The 18,332-nt window shown below is 64.7% G+C and carries 16 protein-coding genes; 2 read left to right on the forward strand and 14 right to left on the reverse strand.

The genetic code is table 11. From position 1 onward, the window contains the following. Window positions 1-9: 9 nt before the first annotated feature. From J2R80_RS06060 to J2R80_RS06070, 3 genes are all read right to left on the reverse strand, one after another. A complete protein-coding gene (locus J2R80_RS06060; RefSeq protein WP_253638184.1) occupies window positions 10-1,539 on the reverse strand; it encodes an AMP-binding protein in 1,530 nt (509 codons plus the stop codon). Between the two features lie 124 nt (window positions 1,540-1,663). Next, the gene (locus J2R80_RS06065; RefSeq protein WP_057020397.1) at window positions 1,664-2,794 is read right to left on the reverse strand and encodes a DUF5938 domain-containing protein; all 1,131 of its coding nucleotides are present in this window, start codon (window positions 2,792-2,794) and stop codon (window positions 1,664-1,666) included. A gap of 36 nt (window positions 2,795-2,830) precedes the next feature. After that, the gene (locus tag J2R80_RS06070; protein WP_016843541.1) at window positions 2,831-3,634 is read right to left on the reverse strand and encodes an SDR family NAD(P)-dependent oxidoreductase; all 804 of its coding nucleotides are present in this window, start codon (window positions 3,632-3,634) and stop codon (window positions 2,831-2,833) included. Window positions 3,635-3,998: 364 nt separating this feature from the next. Between J2R80_RS06070 and J2R80_RS06075 the strand changes: the two genes are divergently transcribed. Beyond that, window positions 3,999-4,604, forward strand: a complete 606-nt coding sequence (locus J2R80_RS06075; protein ID WP_026192040.1) for a TetR/AcrR family transcriptional regulator — start codon at window positions 3,999-4,001, stop codon at window positions 4,602-4,604. Between the two features lie 147 nt (window positions 4,605-4,751). Here the strand turns inward: J2R80_RS06075 and J2R80_RS06080 are convergent, their stop codons facing one another. From J2R80_RS06080 to J2R80_RS06125, 10 genes are all read right to left on the reverse strand, one after another. Further along, window positions 4,752-5,045 carry a DUF86 domain-containing protein gene (locus J2R80_RS06080; RefSeq protein ID WP_253638185.1) on the reverse strand — a complete coding sequence of 98 codons (294 nt, stop codon included), beginning with the start codon at window positions 5,043-5,045 and terminating at the stop codon, window positions 4,752-4,754. Beyond that, window positions 5,046-5,342, reverse strand: a complete 297-nt coding sequence (locus J2R80_RS06085) for a nucleotidyltransferase family protein (protein WP_057020394.1) — start codon at window positions 5,340-5,342, stop codon at window positions 5,046-5,048. It abuts the gene before it with no gap. Between the two features lie 55 nt (window positions 5,343-5,397). After that, a complete protein-coding gene (ptsN, locus tag J2R80_RS06090; RefSeq protein ID WP_016843543.1) occupies window positions 5,398-5,859 on the reverse strand; it encodes a PTS IIA-like nitrogen regulatory protein PtsN in 462 nt (153 codons plus the stop codon). A 231-nt stretch (window positions 5,860-6,090) separates the two neighbouring features. Further along, on the reverse strand, window positions 6,091-6,690 hold the full coding sequence (gene hpf / locus J2R80_RS06095) for a ribosome hibernation-promoting factor, HPF/YfiA family (RefSeq protein ID WP_028337939.1): 600 nt from the start codon (window positions 6,688-6,690) through the stop codon (window positions 6,091-6,093). A gap of 185 nt (window positions 6,691-6,875) precedes the next feature. Next, window positions 6,876-8,531, reverse strand: coding sequence for an RNA polymerase factor sigma-54 (rpoN, locus tag J2R80_RS06100; RefSeq protein ID WP_076833777.1), 1,656 nt, complete (start codon window positions 8,529-8,531; stop codon window positions 6,876-6,878). 205 nt (window positions 8,532-8,736) lie between these two features. Then, entirely contained in the window at window positions 8,737-9,717 is a 981-nt protein-coding gene (lptB, locus tag J2R80_RS06105; RefSeq protein ID WP_253588365.1) for an LPS export ABC transporter ATP-binding protein, read from the reverse strand. Between the two features lie 341 nt (window positions 9,718-10,058). Then, window positions 10,059-10,781, reverse strand: coding sequence for an LptA/OstA family protein (locus J2R80_RS06110; RefSeq protein ID WP_229193451.1), 723 nt, complete (start codon window positions 10,779-10,781; stop codon window positions 10,059-10,061). 5 nt (window positions 10,782-10,786) lie between these two features. Beyond that, the gene (lptC, locus tag J2R80_RS06115) at window positions 10,787-11,512 is read right to left on the reverse strand and encodes an LPS export ABC transporter periplasmic protein LptC (RefSeq protein WP_057020391.1); all 726 of its coding nucleotides are present in this window, start codon (window positions 11,510-11,512) and stop codon (window positions 10,787-10,789) included. 154 nt (window positions 11,513-11,666) lie between these two features. Next, window positions 11,667-12,281 (reverse strand): ribonuclease D, encoded by a 615-nt coding sequence (locus tag J2R80_RS06120; protein WP_076833773.1) that lies wholly within the window; start codon window positions 12,279-12,281, stop codon window positions 11,667-11,669. A gap of 233 nt (window positions 12,282-12,514) precedes the next feature. After that, window positions 12,515-15,190, reverse strand: coding sequence for an autotransporter outer membrane beta-barrel domain-containing protein (locus J2R80_RS06125; RefSeq protein ID WP_253638186.1), 2,676 nt, complete (start codon window positions 15,188-15,190; stop codon window positions 12,515-12,517). Window positions 15,191-15,636: 446 nt separating this feature from the next. Here J2R80_RS06125 and J2R80_RS06130 point away from each other — a divergent pair, with 446 nt between their 5' ends. Beyond that, entirely contained in the window at window positions 15,637-16,902 is a 1,266-nt protein-coding gene (locus J2R80_RS06130; RefSeq protein WP_253625216.1) for an MFS transporter, read from the forward strand. 39 nt (window positions 16,903-16,941) lie between these two features. Here the strand turns inward: J2R80_RS06130 and J2R80_RS06135 are convergent, their stop codons facing one another. Continuing rightward, window positions 16,942-18,153 carry a GNAT family N-acetyltransferase gene (locus J2R80_RS06135; protein ID WP_253638187.1) on the reverse strand — a complete coding sequence of 404 codons (1,212 nt, stop codon included), beginning with the start codon at window positions 18,151-18,153 and terminating at the stop codon, window positions 16,942-16,944. Between the last annotated feature and the right edge of the window lie 179 nt (window positions 18,154-18,332).

Consider the following 18,332-nt stretch of genomic DNA (forward strand, 5'->3'; position numbering starts at 1 on the left):
TCGCATGGGCTAGCGTTGCACCAGCCGCGCGCGGATGTCCGGCTTCAGCACCTTGCCGACCTTGGAACGCGGAAGATCGTCCCAGACCTCGATCTGCTTCGGCGTCTTGATGCTGCCGATCTGCTGCTTGACGAAAGCGGCGAGCGCTGACGCATCGACGGTGTGGCCGACGCGCGGCTGCACCACGGCGACGATCCGCTCGCCCCATTTGTCGTCAGGCAATCCGATGACGGCGCAATCCTGCACCGCCTCGTGGGCGCGCAACGCGTTCTCGACCTCGATTGAGTACACGTTGAAGCCGCCGGTGATGATCATGTCCTTGGCGCGATCGACGATATAGAGATAGCCGTCACCGTCGATGTAGCCGATGTCGCCGGTGTGGTGCCAGCCATGCGCCGAAGCCTCGCGCGTGGCCTCGGGGTTCCTGTAGTAGCCTTCCATGACAAGCGAACCGCGCACCACGATCTCGCCGCGCGATCCCGCCGGCAACAGCTTGCCGTCGCCATCCATGATGCCGGCGTGCACCAGCGGGCCGATCCGCCCGGCCGACGAGAGTCGCTCCATCGCAATGGTGCCGTCCGGATTGTAGTGATCGGCGGGCGGCATCATCGAGATCATCATCGGCGCCTCGGTCTGGCCGAACAGCTGCGCCATCGGCCCGATCCGCTTCAAGGCTTCCGCTAGCCGCGTCGCCGAGATCGGTGCCGCGCCGTACCAGAAACATTGCAGCGAGCCGCGATCGGCCGCGTCGAGCCCGGGATGATCGAGCAGCATGTAGATCACGGTCGGCGGCAGGAAGGTATGGGTGACGCGGTAGCGCTCGATCAGCGCCAGGAACTCGCCGATGTCAGGGTGGTGCATGATCACGACGCGGCCGCCCAGCGTCATGATCGGGAAACAGAGCACGCCGGCGGCATGCGTCAGCGGCGCCAGCGCGAGATAAATCGGGCGGCCCTTGAACGGATAGCCCATCAGAGTCAGCGCGGTCATCGCCTCGATGTTGCGTCCCGACAGCATCACGCCCTTCGGCTTGCCGGTGGTGCCGCCGGTCCCCGGGATCATCGCGAGATCGTCGATCGTGGCGCGCTGATAGACATCATCAGTAAGCCCGCCGAGCCAGCGCTCGAATGACGGCGCGAACGGCAGCTCGGCGTCGAGACAGACCAGCGCGCGCAGCTTGGGCAGGTCCTGCCGGACCGCCTCGACCATCGGCGCAAAGCTGGAATGAAACAGCAGCAGGCTGCAATCGAACTGATCGAGGATGAACTTGTTCTCGGTCGCCTCGTTGCGCGGATTGATCGGACACCACACGGCAGCCGCGCGCGAGATGCCGAACACGCAGGCGAAAGCGAGCGGATCGTTGCCGGACAGGATCGCGACCTTCTCGCCGGGAGCGATGCCCGACCGGTCGAGCCCGCGCGCGATCCGGTAGCTCAGCCGCTGCACCTCGCCATAGCTGAGGTCGCGTCCGTCCATCGTGAGGCATGGCGCGTCAGCGCCGAGCGAGGCACCCTTATCGAGATAATCGATGAAGCGCATGGCAGGTCTCGCGCAAGGGGCGGGTGACGCGCTACTGCGTCACCCGCGGAAGGTGCGTTTTCGAGCAAAACGAAAACGCTTCAGGGAACGGAGTGTCGAGCCCCGATCCGGGCGGGGCTCAAGCTCAATCATGCACGGTCAGGACCGGCTTGCCGACCAGGCCGAAGCTGCGCAATTGCCCGAGCAGCTCGCGATGACCGAACGCCTGACAGCCGGAGGCGAAGCCTACGCGCTTGGGCGGCTGCTGCAGCAGGTGCGCGGCAGCATAGGCCTGCAACATGCCGGTCTGCTTGTAGTTGCTGTTGCCGTAGATGACGCAGTGCGCGCGCCCCAGCGGGCCGGAGGCATACACCGAATCCAGCGACTTGTTGACACGCGGGTTCTCGCGCGGCGGCATGGTGTTCATCACGCCGGCAGCGGTCTGTGCCAGCGCGGCGTAGCGCTCGTCGGGCTTCATGTCCTTGGTCGCCTCCAGCGCGGCGGCGACGATCTGCGGCACGCCCAGCATCAGCGCGCGATTGAACACGCCGCCCAGCACCTTCACGTTGGCGACGCGCGGATCCTGCTTGAACCACACCGGGTGCGATGTGCCGCCCCACGGCAGCGCCAGCGCCAGCTCGTGTTGGCCGGGGATGGCGAGGTTGTAGAGGCCGGCATCGGGCTGATGCTCGACGTACTTGTTCTGCTCCAGGTAGTAGGCCTTGGCCATCGCGGCGTTGACCAGGATGGTCTGCGTCGAGGCGATGGTCGGGCTGCCGCCCCAGAACACGGCGATATCGAGTGTGTCGAGGCCGGGCGTTTCCAGGCACAGCTGCGCGGCGATCTCGCCGGTGGTGTACATCTGCGCGATGCCCGGCGCCAGCAACAGGCCGGCATTGGCGAATTTCGTGCCAAACTCGTGCTCGAGCGTGATCAGCCAGTCCTGCTCGCCGGTCGTATCCGTATAGTGGCACCTGGCAGCCAGGCAGGCCTGCACCACCTCGCCGCCGAACTTGGCGAAGGGGCCCACGGTGTTGAGCACCACCGAGGCGCCCTTGAACAATTCGGTCAGCGCGGCCACGGTGTGCGGCACCGACACGACCTCGTAGTCGGCGGTCTCGATGCCGGCCACGTTCGACTTCATCGCGGCGTTGAGCTTCTCGGCGCTGCGGCCAGCGGCGATGAAGGGGATGTTGTACTCGCGCAGATATTCGCAGACCAGCCGGCCGGTATAGCCGGAAGCGCCATAGACGATGACGGGCTTCTTGTCGCTCATTGCGATCCTCCGAAATGCTTGTTGTCGGCTTTGTTGCTACATGCCCATGCCGCCATCGACCGGCAGGCCGATGCCGGTGATGAATCGCGCATCGTTCGAGCACAGGAACACGGCGGCGTCGGCGATGTCGGAGACCTCCGCGAGCTTGCCGAGCGGCGTCTGCTCCACCACCGAACCGACAGCGGCGTTGACGTCGGGCGCGAGACCGATCTTCACGATGTCGTTGGCGAGCTGCAGGCCCATGTCAGTCGGGATCAGGCCTGGATAGATGCAGTTGACGCGCACGCCATAGCCGAGCTTGCCGGCTTCCATCGCGCCGACCCGCGTCATGCGGTCGACCGCGGATTTGGTGCCGGAATAGACCGCGATGCTCGGGAAGGCGATCGTCGCCGCGACCGAAGCGATATTGACGACCGCGCCGCCCTTGCCCGCGGCGCCGCCCGGCCGCATCGCGCGGAAGGCGTGCTTCATGCCGAGCACGGTGCCGACGATGTTGACGTCGCACATGCGGCGCGCGTCCTCGGCCTTGATGTCGGCGACCAGCGACGTGATCTCGATGCCGGCATTGTTGATCAGGATGTCGAAGCCGCCGAGAGTTTCGACCGTCGCTGCGGCGGCCCGCTCCCATTGCGCATCGTCAGTGACGTCGAGCTTGACGAAGCCGGTCTTGACCCCGGCCTTGGCGATCTCGGCGGCGCTGGCCTTGCCGGCGTCATCCAGAATGTCACCGATCATGACCGCGGCGCCGGACCGCGCCAATGCCTGCGCGATCGCCGCGCCAATCCCCCGGGCGCCGCCGGTGACCAGGGCTTTCCTGCCTTCAAGGCTCTTCCCACTCATGACGTAGTCCTCCCTTTGCTTGCCGATTGATGGTGGTGCTGACAGAGGCAGCGCGGGCCGGGGCCTGCGCATTTGGAGCGCAATGGTGATCGCGGCCGGCGTCGGCGGGCGCAGCGTTGGCGCGCCCCGGCGGTGCATTTCCTCCTGGTTCGTCGATTGGTCAGCCGTCTTGACGGTTGTCCAAATTATTTCGCCAACCCTCGTCCAGGAACTTGACACTTGTCAAGTCTGAATTTGACAAGTGTCAAAGAGGATGGTTGTGAAGAGATGGAGCGCGCCGCGGTCGCCGCGGTATAGTTGCTCGAGGGAAGCAGCAGAGGGAAGGCACGGAATGGCGCGGCAAGCGACAGGAGCGGCCCAACGGGTGGCTGTAGCGGCCGAGGCGCTGCGCGACGAGAAGTTCAACGCGCGGCGCGTCGAGCTCGCGGAGGCCGCGCTGGAGACGCTTGGCGAGCTCGGCTTCGCGCGCACCAGCCTGCGCGAGATCGCGCAAAACTCCGCATTCACGCACGGCGTGTTTCACTACTACTTCAGCGACAAGCTCGATTTGATCTGCTGCTGCGTCCGCCACTACAAGGCGAAATGCGTGACGCGCTATGACGAGGTGGTGACGACAGCACGCAGCCGCGACGAATTGACCGAAGGTTTTCTCGCCAAGCTCGCGGCCACGCTCGAAAACGAAGCGCGCATGCATCGGCTCTGGTACGATCTGCGCTCGCAGGCGATGTTCGAGCCGGCGTTCCGCAAGGACGTGCTCGAGATCGACAAGAGCCTGGAAGCGATGATCTGGCGCATCGCCACGCGCTACGCCGAGCTCGGCAACAAGCGGCCGGCATCGTCACCGGCGGCGCTGTACGCGCTGTTCGACGGCCTGTTCCAGAGCGCGCTGCTCCGGCATCTCGCCAATGACGAGAAGGCAATCCCCGATCTGCTCGACGAGGTTCGCCGTCTGCTGCCGACGATCTGCTGAGAGGTTTGCGAACGCTCCGTAGCCCGGATGGAGCGCAGCGTAATCCGGGACTGAACTATCCGCAGTTAGAGTAGCTCCGGATTGCGCTTCGCTCCATCCGGGCTACGGACTACTCCAATGAAGCCTTGAGCGCCAACAGCGCGGCCTTCAGCGGTGGTAGATCATCCTTGACCTCGTGGCGTCAACGCGCTGGTAATCATGCCGCAAGATGTTGCCTATGCCTGCGATGTCTTTCCAGCGGACATTCTCGTGCTGAGCCTTTAACTCGCTGCCGAGGTGGCGGCTCGCTTCCGAAATGACTTCGATTCCGCGTTCAATTGCGGAGCGCAGCAGCCACGAGCGCTCGTAGTCGCGGATGGATTTTCCTGCCAACGCCTTTTCGATGCCACGGATGCTTTCGAGCATGTCGTGGATACGATGCAAGGGGGAGCGCACGATCATTCAGAAAACCCGCGTTGCCTCCGCCTCGATCCGCTCTCGAATCAGTGGATGAAGTCCTTTGCGTGTGGTGAGATCGACTTCGACGCCGAGACTCTCTTCGAGCAGTCGCTTGGTCGCGACCAGGTCGAGAGCATTGAACCGGCTGCGAGGATCGTAGTCCACGAAAAGATCAATATCACTCCCTGCACGAGCCTCGTCGCGCGCAGTCGAACCAAATAGATACAGCGAAGTCGCCCCGAGTGCCTTGATGGCATCGGCCTGGTCACGGAGCTTCCTGAGGGCTTCGGTTCGCGTCATGAACGAACTATACCACGGGCCGCCAAGCGCCCGCAAAATCGTACGGCAGGCGGACTTACGCCGCGCTCGCCGGCGGCAGTGCGAGCACCGAGTAGATCGCCTGGGCGTCGCGCGAGGCGCGCAGCTTCTTGGCGACGTCCTGGTCGCGCAGCAGGCGGGCGATCCGCGCCAGCGCCTTGAGATGGTCGGCGCCGGCGCCTTCCGGTGCGAGCAGCAGGAAGATCAGATCGACCGGCTGGCCGTCCATCGCCTCGAAATCGATCGGGCGTTCGAGGCGGGCGAAGAAGCCGAACAGCTTCTCCAGCTTGGGCAGCTTGCCGTGCGGAATGGCGACGCCATAGCCGACCGCCGTGGTGCCGAGCTTCTCGCGCTGCAGCAGCACCTCGAAGATGGCGCGCTCATTCTGCCCGGTCAGCGCGGAGGCACGCGCGGCGAGTTCCTGCAGCGCCTGCTTCTTGCTGATGACTTTCAAAGCCGGGAGAATCGCCTCGGGTGCGACCAAATCGGTAATCGGCATTGGGACGTTCCGAGGTGAATGACCGTCAGGTTGCGAAATAGGCTTTACAGCGGCGGCGTCAAGAAGATGAGGTGGGATGCGGGCTTAGCCCGGGACCGGTTGGCAGGGCTTCTACTCCAACGTATCGGCGGTGCCAACACCTGCGAACCCTGTTCCGCCTCCCTTGTTCCTGGAGGCGGCGGACCATAAGCAGGGCCGGCTTCGGACGTCAATGCCATCTGCCAACTATCCTCAAGGGCTCACTGCCGGCGGATCGACCCAGCCGACATTGCCGTCCGTACGGCGGTAAATGATGTTCAACCGGCCGCTGCCGCCATGCTGGAACACCAGGCAGGAGGCGCCGGTCAGATCGAGCTCCATCACGGCTTCGCTGACCGACAGCCGCTTCAGCGCGGTGGTTGCCTCGGCAATGATCACCGGGCTGTATTCGGTGACCTCGTCCTCGTTCTCGGGCGCCTCGATGACGTAGCTCGGCGCGTCGAGCCCGACGCCGTTCAATTCGGCAAGCGCGGCAGTCGCGGCGTAGGTCTTGCGGGCGGAGCGATCCTTGAGCCGGCTCTTGTAGCGGCGCAGGCGCTTCTCGATCATCAAGAGCGCGGCGTCCGCGCTGGCATAGGCGTCGGTGGCGTTGGATTCGGCTTCCAGCGTGATGCCGGAATCCAGATGCAGCGCGCAATCGGTTCGGAAGCCGAAGCCATCCTTGCTCAGCGTGATGTGACCCGAATAGTTGCCATCAAAATACTTTCGCAGGACCTCGTCGGTGCGCTCGCTGACGCGCGCGCGAAGCGCCTCGCCGATGCTGATGCTCTTTCCCGAGATTCGAAGGGTCATTTGATGCCTCAATTGCTGGATGCCTCGATCACTCTTGCAGGAGCATGATGCTTGCTGGGCTTCCGGTTACCTCCCTTTCTGGACGACGCTCGACCTGGAAAGATTGAGACTATCCCGATTTGGCGCGAACGCAACGAGCGCATGGCCCGGTCCGTACCCGAACGGGGTCACGCTCAAGAAGTAACCTAAACGGAGGCTGTATCGCGCGACCGGTCGGACGAGGAGGCAGGAGCCGAAAGGGCATTACCGAGCATGCTCTGTTTGTCACGGCGGCGCTGCACCGAGGATGGTATCCGCATCGCCTCGCGATACTTCGCGACGGTACGGCGGGCGATATCAATGCCCGAGGCGCGCAAACGTTCCACGATCGTGTCGTCGGACAGGATCGCCGACGGGGCCTCGCCGTCGATCAATTGCTTGATGTGATGACGCACCGCTTCGGCCGAATGCGCCTCGCCGCCGTCGGCCGACGCGATCGAGGCGGTGAAAAAATACTTCAATTCAAAACTGCCGCGATTGGTCGCCATGTATTTGTTGGCGGTGACGCGCGACACCGTCGATTCATGCATCTGGATCGCGTCCGCGACCGCCTTCAGATTGAGCGGCCGCAAATGCGCGACGCCATAAGTGAAGAAACCATCCTGCTGGCGGACGATTTCGGTCGCGACCTTCAGGATGGTGCGGGCGCGCTGATCGAGCGCGCGGACCAGCCAGGTCGCGTTCTGCAAGCAATCGGTGAAATACGACTTGTCACCGTCCTTGCGGATCGTCTTCGACAGTTCAGCGTAATAGGTCTGGTTGACCAGCACGCGCGGCAGAGTGTCGCTGTTGAGCTCGACATGCCAGCCGCCGTCGGGACCCGGACGCACATAGACGTCGGGCACCATGGTTTGCGTTCGCGCGGTGCCGAACTTCAGTCCGGGCTTCGGGTCGAGCCGGCGGATCTCGGCGATCATGTCGGTGATGTCTTCGTCGTCGACGCCGCAGAGCTTTCGCAAGGCCGCGATGTCGCGCTTGGCGAGCAGGTCGAGATGCTCGACCAGCGCCTGCATCGCCGGATCGTAGCGATCGAGCTCGCGCAGCTGGATCGCGAGGCATTCGCTCAGGTTTCGCGCGCATACGCCGGGCGGATCGAACTTCTGCAGCACGGCGACGACCTCGTCGACCGCTTGCTGCGACGCACCGAGCCGCTCGGCGGCCTGGCCGAGATCGGCCGGCAGGTAGCCGGCGTCGTCGACCAGGTCGATCAGATACTGCCCGATCATGCGCTGCGCCGGCGCCGAGAACGCGACCGCGAGTTGTTCGGCGAGGTGGTCGGCAAGCGTCAGCTCGGCGGCCACGAAAGCTTCGAGATTGTACTCGTCGTCGCTGGAGGCGCCGCCGCCCCATTCGGTGTAGACCGATGGCGGTGCATCCTGCGCGGCGCGCGCCGCCGCCTCCGCCGGCTCCTCGGAAAACACGTTGTCGAGGCGGGTATCGAGCGTCTGCTCGATTTCGGCGCGGCTGCCGAGGTCGCGGTTCAGCCATTCCTCCTGGCCGGGATCGAATCCGGCCTCGCCGCCTGGGCCTGCGGCCATGTCGGAGGCGTCGCCATCGTCCCCATAGCTGCTGGAACCGTCGGAATCGCCGTAGTCCGGCCGCTCCATGGCGGGCTCGCCCGCCACCGGCGGCTCCGGTCCGTCGGCCGCCCGCTCCAGCAGCGGATTGCGCTCCAGCTCTTCCTCGACAAAGGCCGACAGATCAAGGTTCGACAGTTGCAGCAGCTTGATCGCCTGCATCAGCTGCGGCGTCATCACCAGCGACTGCGACTGGCGGAACTCTAGTCTTTGGGTCAGCGCCATGGAGGCAAGAACGATCCTAAAAGTTGGCTCGATTCTTGCTTATATTAGTCCGAAGCCCTTGTACACGGCTTGACGGATTGGAAAATAGCGATAACCGCGATCAGCAAAAGTGGACGCCCCTGTTTTGCGTCCGATCGCGCGTCAAATTCTTTAATTAGCGCATGATCTTATCGCCAAACCGCTTCACACTTTGGCGGATCATGCGCTACAGGCGGAATTCCTCGCCAAGGTAAAGCCGACGTACATCGGGATCATTAACGATCTCCTCCGGGCTTCCCTCAGTCAAGATTTCACCGGCATAGACGATATAGGCGCGGTCGGTCAGGCCGAGCGTCTCGCGGACATTGTGGTCGGTGATGAGCACGCCGATGCCGCGGTTGGTGAGATGGCGGACGAGGTCCTGGATGTCGCCGACCGCGATCGGGTCGATGCCGGCGAACGGCTCGTCGAGCAGCATGTAATTGGGGCGCGTCGCCAGCGCGCGCGCAATCTCGACGCGGCGGCGCTCGCCGCCGGACAACGCGATCGACGGGCTCTTGCGCAGCCGCGTGATGTTGAACTCGTCGAGCAGCGAATCCAGCTCGTGCTCGCGCTTCTTCTTCGAGGGCTCGACGACCTCGAGCACCGCGCGGATGTTCTGCTCGACCGACAGGCCGCGGAAGATCGAGGCTTCCTGCGGCAGATAGCCGATGCCAAGGCGCGCGCGCTGATACATCGGCAGCTTGGTGACGTCGTGGCCATCGAGCTCGATCGCGCCGCGATCGGCCTTGATCAGCCCGGTGATCATGTAGAACACGGTGGTCTTGCCGGCGCCGTTGGGCCCGAGCAGGCCGACCGCCTCGCCACGGCGCACATAGATGCTGACGCCGCGCACGACCTGGCGGCTGCCAAAACTCTTTTCCACGCTATGCACAGCCAGATAACCCGGCCGCTTGATCAGCTGCGGCGCGGCGGGCGCGCTGTTCCTGGCCGGCCTCGCCCGCGCCAGCGCTGCTGCCGGTTGGGATCGCGGCAGCTCGACGCCGGGAGCCGACGCGGCGCGCGCCATCGGCGGCGCGTCGCGCACTGGAGACGTCAGCATCTCGCCGAACTGGTCGTCGAGCGCCGTAATGTCGTCATGCGAGCGCGCAAATCCGGTACTGCGTTTCGCAGAGCGCCGCCGGAACATGCCGAGAAAATCCACCATCCCCGCTTCGCTTCAGCCTTTCACGGTGATCCCGCGACCTCGCCTGCGCATCGATCGATTCGCGTGCGAAGCCGCAAGCATGAGCCGGAAATCTGAATACCGGCCTTCCCGCGCGACAAAAGCGGACGCGTTTGCGCGGAGATCATGCTCGAACAACACGGCAAAGCGCGATCACCCGCGCCTTGAATGAATGGATGCCCCTGTCCCGGCCAACATATTCCCCTCGAGGCGCATTGTTCGGCCGGGCCGCTGCAGTAGATACAGTCTCGCCCCGCCGGCTTCAACCACGCGGCCGCAGAATATTATCTAACTGATTGATTCTGCTTGACCTTACGTGAAGCTTACTTGGACTTGCCGCCGGGAAGCAGCTGCATCGGCGACGGGGCCGGGGCTGAGCCGGGGGCGGCCGGCGTGCCGCACTTGCCGCTCTGTCCGCCCGGCGACTGGATGAACAGGCCCTGCACCTTGCCATTGTCGGCTTCGACGCGCGAGACGCCGGTGGTCATGTCGACCAAAAGGCGGTCGCCGCGCAGCACATTCTGGCACTGGGTCAGCACCACCTGGCTGCCGCCGCCGCCAAGCATCGTGATCAGATTGGTCTTGGTGTCGAAGATCGCGGTCTCGCCGGTGACGACCTGATCCTTCTGGGTCACGACGACATTGCCCTTCGCCTCCAGCCGCTTGATCGAGGAGGCGCCGCCGGGGCCCGGGGTTGCCGTCTGCATCGGCGCGGCGCCCTTGGCGTTTGCCCCCTTGGTGCCGGCCGGGGCGGGCGCCGGCGCCTGGGTCGATTTATCCTCGTAGAACACGACCAGCGTCTTCGACGTCATGGTGGTGTCGCCCTGCACGACCTTCACATTGCCGGCGAAGGTCGCCTCCTTTTTCTTGTCGCGCATTTCGAGCGAAGCAGCCTCGATCTGGATCGGCTGGTCGCGGTTCTGCGAGAAGCCCTGCATGGCGTTGGGCACGCCGCTCATCGAGCCCTGCGCGAACGCGGCACTCGCGGAGAAAAGCGCGAGCAGGAACGCCGCAATTGCCATGCCGTGCGGAAAACGTCTCATCATCAAAATCATTTCGTGTTGGCGGATTTGCGCGGCTTCGGCGGCGGCGGCGGTGGAGCGGGCTCGGCAGGCGGGGCAGCATTGTTGTCACCAAGCTTGTCGAGATTCATCACGACATTGCCTTCGAACCGCACCAGCTCGCCGCTGTTGTAGATCCGGAGCCTGTCGGCGGTCAGCGTGCCGTCGAGCAGCTTGACGTCGACATGCTCGTCCGACGACACGTTGCCCTTGTTGATGTCGACGAAGGCCTGCGTCAGCCTCGCCTCATAGCCGGTGGACGACTGCAGGAAGATGTCCTGGCGCAAGTCGAGCAGCTGCTTCTTGTTGTCGAAGAAGCCGGTGCGCGCATCCATCGTCACCGTCGACCGATCCTGCTGCGCCACCTTGGCGCGGATCGTCTTCAGCTCGACATGGTCGGGATCGGTGACATCCTGGATCGCCGCCTTGGCCCACATTTCGTAGGGCCGTCCGTCGTTGGAGAAGCCGGCGATATGCGGCGCTTCCATCGTGATCTTGGTGCCGGACACGACGAGGTTATCCATCTCGAGCGGCAGCTTGGGGATCAGGTCGTGGAACGGATTGAAGAGTGCGATGTAGATGATCACGGCCATCGCCAGCCCGACCATCGCGGGAACCGCGACGCGCAGAATCCGCACCATGCGACTGTGCCGCGCGGCGGCGGCAAAGCGCGCCTCGAGGCCCGTGACATAGGCTGGATTCTGAACCGAATTCACCTGAGCTCCAGAGGCGCGAAACTGCCCCTATTCTAGCCGGAGCCGCCCAAATATGCAGCCCGGACCTCACCTCGCGCCCCCGCAGCGGACCACGCGTGAACAGTTTGGCCGAAACGGGGCGGAACTGCCCCGGCCGAGACGAATTCGGCGCTCATCATGAATGGGCGAAAATGTCCTCGGCCTCCCAGCCGTCGAGATCGAGCCTGGCACGGGCGGGAAGGAAATCGAAGCAGGCCTGGGCGAGATCGGTCCGTCCCTCGCGCGCGAGCATGACGTTCAACTTGTCGCGCAGCGCATGCAGGTGCAGCACGTCGGAGGCCGCGTAGGCGAGCTGGGCCTCGCTGAGGCTTTGCGCGCCCCAGTCGCTCGACTGCTGCTGCTTCGACAATTCGACGTTCAGCACCTCGCGCACCAGATCCTTCAGGCCGTGGCGATCGGTGTAGGTGCGCGACAGCCGCGAGGCGATCTTGGTGCAATAGACCGGCGTCGGCATCACGCCGAACGTGTTGTAGAGCACCGCGACGTCGAACCGTGCGAAATGGAAGATCTTGGTGATCTTGGGGTTGGCGAGCAGCGCCTTCAGGTTCGGCGAATCGGTGTGGCCCTTCGGAATCTGGATCACGTCGGCGGTGCCGTCGCCGTTCGACATCTGCACCACGCAGAGCCGGTCACGGTGCGGATGCAGCCCCATGGTCTCGGTGTCGATCGCCACCGAATCGGTGTAGCGGGACAGATCGGGCAGGTCGCCGCGATGCAGGCGGATGGTCATGCTGTCAAAAACCTCGTCGAATCGCTGTCGGAATAAACTACCGTCCAATCCGCCGACAGGCGAGCATGCGCCAGTCTTCGGATCGCGCATTGGTATCGGGGCCCGTCAGGGCCGGACACGAGCAGCGGGAATCCTTAATTGTTCCGGCACAGATAGTTCAGGGTGTACCGCCATTGTGCAGCGGAGACAATGGGTTGCTGTCCCCGCCGCGCGCCCCCCACGAGGGCGCGCCATCATTGCCAGCTGACGCGGAGGCCGAAGCGGCCAGTGATGTCCTCGCGATGGAGGCTGTCCACCGAGGTCGTGTAGTCGGCGCTCGCATAGGCGCATCGTGCGATTGAGCTGCGCGGAGACGCCGGCACCGATCTCGACGGCGGTGCCGCGGCTTTGCACGCGATCAGGTCCGTCGTCGCGAAGGCGATGCTGCGGTCGTTCGCGGCCGTGTGCCAGAGATTGGCCTCGAGATACGGAAGCAGTTCGGTCGTGCCGACGACGAAGGTTGAGGGAATGCGCACGCCGAGCCGCCCGGTCAACGTATCGGCACTGCCGAGCGCGACGCTCGAAAACATGTCGTTGAAGCTGTCGAACGACTGGCGCTGCCATATCAGCTGCACCTGCGGCTCGATCGCGAGAAAACTGTTCAGCGGGATCGGCGCGCCGGCTTCCAGCGATGCAGCGACGCCGGTGCCCGACACCCGTGCGCCGACCTGACGATCCGACTGCGGGCTTGCGCCGTAGAAACTGCCCATCAGCACGGCGTCGACATACCAGCCCGACGGGCCGACATGGGTCCAGTAGCCGCCGATGTTCTGGCTGTCGATCGAGAGCGTGCCGATGCGGACGTCGTTCAGGCCGAGCGCGAAGCCGCTGATGTTGCCGCTGGCCCAGCCATACGCATAGAAGAAGCCGGCGCGATCATGATGCTCGGGCGCGGACTGGAAGCGCAGGATGTCGACGCCGACCTGCACGCCGGCCATGGTGCCGTCGAAGGCGGGGCTGACCGTGCCGGCCCAGCTCTGCGAGCTGTGCGAGCCATAGGCACGCGCCCACGCCGCCGGCTGTTCGCCGCCGCTGGTCAGCAAGGCCTGATCGCCCTGGCGCTGATGGAAGGTGCCGAGCGTCGCCAGCCCGAGCTTTTGCGCCACCTGCGGCAGCGCCGAATAGACCGACACCTCCTCACGGTAGAGCTGGACCGGCGCGGCGCCCGCCGGCGGCGGCGTCAGCGACGACAGATCCTCCGCAGGCAGCCCCGGAGGCGGCGGCACCACGTTGGGCGATAAAGGCGGCGCCGGCGCGGGCGAGGCCGTGCCGGGCAACAATGTCGAGCGCAGATACCAGTTGTCGGCGCTGCCGGCGGAGACGCCGCCGCGGAACAAGAGATATTCGTGCGCGCCCGCTACGACGGCGTTGGAGAGGCCGAACGCGCCCGCAGCCGTGGTGCCGCCGTTGACGGCCTGCACCACCATGATGCCGTCGGCGATGGTCAATGCGCCCGCGCCGCCGGCATTGGTGACGGTCACCGCGGTCGAGCCCGCCGCATTGCCGCCGGAGATGACGAGCCGATCCGACGGTGAGCCATCGCCGCCGAGCACGGTGCGCAGATAGAGCCCGCCGCCATTGCCGACATAGTTGCCGGCAATGGTCAGGCTGTTCGCCGCGGTAGCGCCGCCATTGGTCAGGTTGATGACGCCGGCATTGGTGACGGTGATCGGCGGGCCGCCCGGAAACGGCGTGATCGACGGATTGGCGCCATTGCCGGCCAGCAGGCTGGTGCCGGCCGCGATCGACACATTGCCGGTCAGCGACGTCTGCAGCGTCAGCGAGCCGCTGTTGTCGAAGGTGTTGGCGAAGGTGCCGGTGCCGGCCCAGGTCCAGTCATTGCCCTCCATCGTCAGCGTCTGGAATCGCGCGAACGCATTATCTACCGTGCCGCTGCCTTGCAGCCGCACCTGGTTGCCGCCGCCGCCGCCGTCGGCAAGCCCGACGGTCTGCGAGCCGGTTTGCAGGATCATCGTCACCGCACCGCCGCCGCCCGCGAGCGCCGTACCGCTGTTGCCGGCGATCAGGCCGGCATTGACGATGGTGGTGGCGCCGTTGAGCGTGCGGATCGCGGGCCCCCCCTGGCTGATGATCTTGCCGCCGGCGAGGTTCTCGATGCGGGCGGTGAACGACGATCCGGCGGTGTTGGAGAACACGCCGTCCGCATTGACGCCGCGCGCCTCGATCGTGCCGCTGTTGCGCAACACGCCCGCATTGCCCTGCATGAACACGGTGTTGTTGGCGGTGCCGCCCGCGTCCCCACCGGTCGTGAGCAACGTGCCGGTATTGGTGATGGTCGCAAACTGGCCGGCGGAGAAGATCGCACGGGCGCCTGCGCCGGCCGTGGTGATGGTGCCGCTATTGGTGAAGGTGTTGCTGTCGCCGGTCTGCACATAAAGGCCGTGCGATTGCGGGCCCTGGGTGGTGATCGTCCCGGTATTGATCAGCGTGTTGCCGTTGCTGCTGGCGGCGATCGCATTGCTGCCGGCGCCCGAGGTCGTGATCACGCCCGACGCGCCGTTGGTGAAGACGTTGCCGTCGCCGCTGCCGAAGATGCCGGTGCCACCGCCGCTGATGGTCAGCGTGCCGTTATTGGTGGCGGCACTGCCGGAGACAAGCCCGATCGCGGTCGCTCCGGCGCCGGGCGTAATGCCGGCGCCCTGCAGCACGTTCACGGTGACGTTCGAGCTGCCGGCAGCGGCCTGCACGCCGGCCGGCGAGGGATTCGGCGCTGCGGTCGAGCAGGTTACCGTCTGCCCGCTCGCCGGCGCGAGACTGTCGCAAGCGGCAAACGCCGGCGATGTGGACAACAGGCAACCGACACTTAGAGCCGTGCACGACAGGATCGCCGCGAGCCGCGAGGAAACCATGCCCTTACTCCAACGTCGGCGCGAAGCCGAGCGCCCGGCCTCCCGCCACCCCCGCCCCGCTCTCAGCTCCGCCGATCGCTCCATTCAAACTTGAACCGATTTGCAGCGACCTGTTGCGCGGTCGCCACAGACGGAACCATGAGATGCATCCGCATGATTCACATCCTTGACGTGCGCACGCTTTCAAGGTTGTGAAGTACAGCATTCACCCGTTGCAGTTATCGACCGACACAACCGGAAACAAAATCGCCATGGCGTCTCGGGTGCGCCGCTGTCCCCATTTTCTCGCCAAGTTCGACGTGGGCACGCGGCCAAGTCGGGGCCAAGTCATTGCCGCGACGCGTTCAATTTCGAGGGAACTGTTGCCCGCGCGCCCCATGAAATCGGGCCGCGCCGACCCTATTTGTTGCCAGCCCGAACCCGCCGTCCCAAATGAAATGAGCCTTATGTCCGACCAGACCATCGCCGCGCCGATCGACGACCAGCAGGAGCGCGGCTTCTCGCGCTACCAATCGTTCCTGATCGCGCTGCTCGCCTTCACGCAATTCACGCTGATCCTCGACTTCATCATCATGTCGCCGCTCGGCGCCATCCTGATGCCGTCGCTGAACATCACGGCCGGGCAATTTGGCGTCGCGGTCTCGGCCTACGCGTTCGCGGCCGGGATTTCCGGCGTCCTTGCCGCCGGCTTTGCCGATCGCTTCGACCGCAAGCGGCTGCTGCTGTTCTTCTATGTCGGCTTCATGCTCGGCACCGTGCTCTGCGCGCTGGCGCAGAATTTCCACGTGCTGCTGCTCGGCCGCATCGTCACCGGCGTGTTCGGCGGGGTGATCGGCTCCGTCGTGCTTGCCATCGTCACCGACCTGTTCCCGCTGCAACAGCGCGGCCGCGCCATGGGCATCCTGCAGACGGCGTTCGCCGCGAGCCAGGTGCTCGGCGTCCCGGCCGGCCTGTTCCTGGCCAATCACTGGAACTGGCACATCTGCTTCGTGGCCATCGTCGGCCTGTCGATTGCCGCGATCGCGGCGATTGCGATCGCGATGCACCCGGTCGATGCCCATCTCAAATTGCAGCACGACAGCAATCCGTTCCGCCATCTGATCGCGACTGTCGGCCAGCCGCGCTACACGCTGGCTTTCCTGGTGACCACGCTGCTCGCGACCGGCGGCTTCATGCTGATGCCGTTCGGCAGCGCCTTCACGGTGCATAATCTCGGCATCGACATCGTCCACCTGCCGACGATCTATCTCGTCTCGGGCCTGTTCAGCATCATCATCGGGCCGCTGGTCGGCCGCGCCAGCGATGCGTTCGGCAAATATCCGACCTTCGTGTTCGGCTGCGTGGTGTCCGTCATCATGGTGCTGATCTACACCAACCTCGGCCACGTCTCGCTGCTGACCGCGATCCTGGTCAATGTGCTGATGTTCATCGGCATCTTCTCGCGCATGATCCCGTCCCAGGCCCTGATGTCGGCGATTCCCGACGCCAGCCAGCGCGGATCGTTCAGCGCGATCTCGGCCTCGGTGCAGCAGCTGTCGGGCGGGCTGGGCTCGGTCTTTGCGGCGGCGATCATCGCGGAAAATCCCGACGGTTCGCTGCTGCATTTCGACCGGCTGGGCTACATCGTCGTCGCAACGACCATCATTTCGATGATCGCGATGTATTTCGTGCAGCGGCCGATCGCGCGACGCGCGGGCCGGCGGATCGTGTGACGGCAGGGCCGCTCGTTCCGGCTACGCGGGCTTCGGCAGCTACATTTGAAGCAAGGAAACGAGAGGAATTGCGCAGAATGCTTTGTCAAGCAAGGCCTTGCGAAGGCGCTGCGCAACGCCGCGGAGCTTCGGATGGTGTTCCACCAACCGCTTGGTGCGGCCCACCGCGGACATCACTCCGGCGGCCTGTCGGCCGAGCCTGGTGAGCGGAATGAAGCTGTCGAACAATGGCTCGTCGTCCTTGCAGAACAGCCGCTTGTAGTCATGCGAGCCGAGGCCGAAGTCGAAGGCGCAATAGTGCCGGCCGGCAAAATGATGGATGATTTCCTGCATCAGGAGCAGGCCGGGACTGAGTTTCGCGTTGTCTGACAAAGTGTAGGTGTTGAACATCGTGGAGAAGCGGTGGCCATCGGCAGCCAAGGCGAAGATCGCGATCACTTCCTCGTCGCATTCGAGCGCATGGATTTCGATGACACGGCCGCCGTGGGACAGCCTTGTCGTGCAGGCGGCGCGGATGAAGTTCTCCACCGCGCCTTCGGCGAACACATTGGACACCTTCCGCTCGGCCAACCGCTCCGACTTCACGCGGAAAAACCAGTCGAGCAGACGGGCAATGTCGGCATCAGTGGAGGCAACGTGATAGCGGTAGCGGGTCAGCTCCAGCAGTTTGCGCTGCTTGAGCTTCATGCGGCGGGAGGCATTGCCGATCAGGTTCGCGGCCGTTGCGCCCGGCTCGATTGTGCGCATCGGGCAGTTCAAGACCAGGGGCTCATGAGGCAGCAGCGCCAGCGGGTTTTGCACGCCGCGCCACTGCGCCGGCTGCTGGCGCAACGCCAGCACGTCGACTTTGTCACGCTTGGCGAGCATCGCCATGAATGCGTGGAGATCGGCCTTCGTGGCACCCAAGGCGAACCCACGCTCCCACAGGCCCATATTGAAGGTTGCGTGCTCGCCGCCCATGAAGCTCGCGCGGCGGACGCCGAGAACCGTTTGCAGAGCAAGCGGGAGCAAGCCCCGTGGTTGGCCATCGCCGTCACGCGCGATGACGATGAAAGGCGACAGTCCCGCGCGCTCACCGACCTCACGCTGCCAGGGGGCGAGGAAGTCGAACCGCTGAAAGGGCGTGATGGAATGACTCGAGTTCTCAAGACTCCGCCAGATCATCTCGGCGGCGTCGAGATCATGGACGACGTCGACGGCGGCGATGCGCGCTGATTGAGCTCGCGCCGTCCGGCTTTCGATCGCGATCATCGCCAAGCTCTGTCGTGGTGCATAGTCGGAGCGCGGCTGGGGCCGTCCAGTCGGCGCCCGATCTGAGCGTAATTCGATGTCGGGACAAAATTGGCAAAATGCCGCAGGACGAGAGAACTGGGATTACCTCCATCGTTTATTCGTTGGTCATGAAGCTGTCGCTTCGCGCGACGCGCGGG

Origin of the sequence: Bradyrhizobium sp. USDA 4541 (assembly GCF_024171085.1) — a bacterium.
GTDB classification, from domain to species: domain Bacteria; phylum Pseudomonadota; class Alphaproteobacteria; order Rhizobiales; family Xanthobacteraceae; genus Bradyrhizobium; species Bradyrhizobium australafricanum.

What these genes read in the sequence shown, in the direction of transcription:
- J2R80_RS06110 (WP_229193451.1), bottom strand. Translation starts at nt 10,781, where the DNA reads ATGATGAGACGTTTTCCGCACGGCATGGCAATTGCGGCGTTCCTGCTC.
- J2R80_RS06135 (WP_253638187.1), bottom strand. Translation starts at nt 18,153, where the DNA reads ATGATCGCGATCGAAAGCCGGACGGCGCGAGCTCAATCAGCGCGCATC.
- J2R80_RS06130 (WP_253625216.1), top strand. Translation starts at nt 15,637, where the DNA reads ATGTCCGACCAGACCATCGCCGCGCCGATCGACGACCAGCAGGAGCGC.
- J2R80_RS06120 (WP_076833773.1), bottom strand. Translation starts at nt 12,281, where the DNA reads ATGACCATCCGCCTGCATCGCGGCGACCTGCCCGATCTGTCCCGCTAC.
- J2R80_RS06080 (WP_253638185.1), bottom strand. Translation starts at nt 5,045, where the DNA reads ATGATCGTGCGCTCCCCCTTGCATCGTATCCACGACATGCTCGAAAGC.
- J2R80_RS06065 (WP_057020397.1), bottom strand. Translation starts at nt 2,794, where the DNA reads ATGAGCGACAAGAAGCCCGTCATCGTCTATGGCGCTTCCGGCTATACC.
- J2R80_RS06070 (WP_016843541.1), bottom strand. Translation starts at nt 3,634, where the DNA reads ATGAGTGGGAAGAGCCTTGAAGGCAGGAAAGCCCTGGTCACCGGCGGC.
- hpf (WP_028337939.1), bottom strand. Translation starts at nt 6,690, where the DNA reads ATGACCCTTCGAATCTCGGGAAAGAGCATCAGCATCGGCGAGGCGCTT.
- ptsN (WP_016843543.1), bottom strand. Translation starts at nt 5,859, where the DNA reads ATGCCGATTACCGATTTGGTCGCACCCGAGGCGATTCTCCCGGCTTTG.
- rpoN (WP_076833777.1), bottom strand. Translation starts at nt 8,531, where the DNA reads ATGGCGCTGACCCAAAGACTAGAGTTCCGCCAGTCGCAGTCGCTGGTG.
- J2R80_RS06085 (WP_057020394.1), bottom strand. Translation starts at nt 5,342, where the DNA reads ATGACGCGAACCGAAGCCCTCAGGAAGCTCCGTGACCAGGCCGATGCC.
- lptB (WP_253588365.1), bottom strand. Translation starts at nt 9,717, where the DNA reads ATGGTGGATTTTCTCGGCATGTTCCGGCGGCGCTCTGCGAAACGCAGT.
- J2R80_RS06125 (WP_253638186.1), bottom strand. Translation starts at nt 15,190, where the DNA reads ATGGTTTCCTCGCGGCTCGCGGCGATCCTGTCGTGCACGGCTCTAAGT.
- J2R80_RS06060 (WP_253638184.1), bottom strand. Translation starts at nt 1,539, where the DNA reads ATGCGCTTCATCGATTATCTCGATAAGGGTGCCTCGCTCGGCGCTGAC.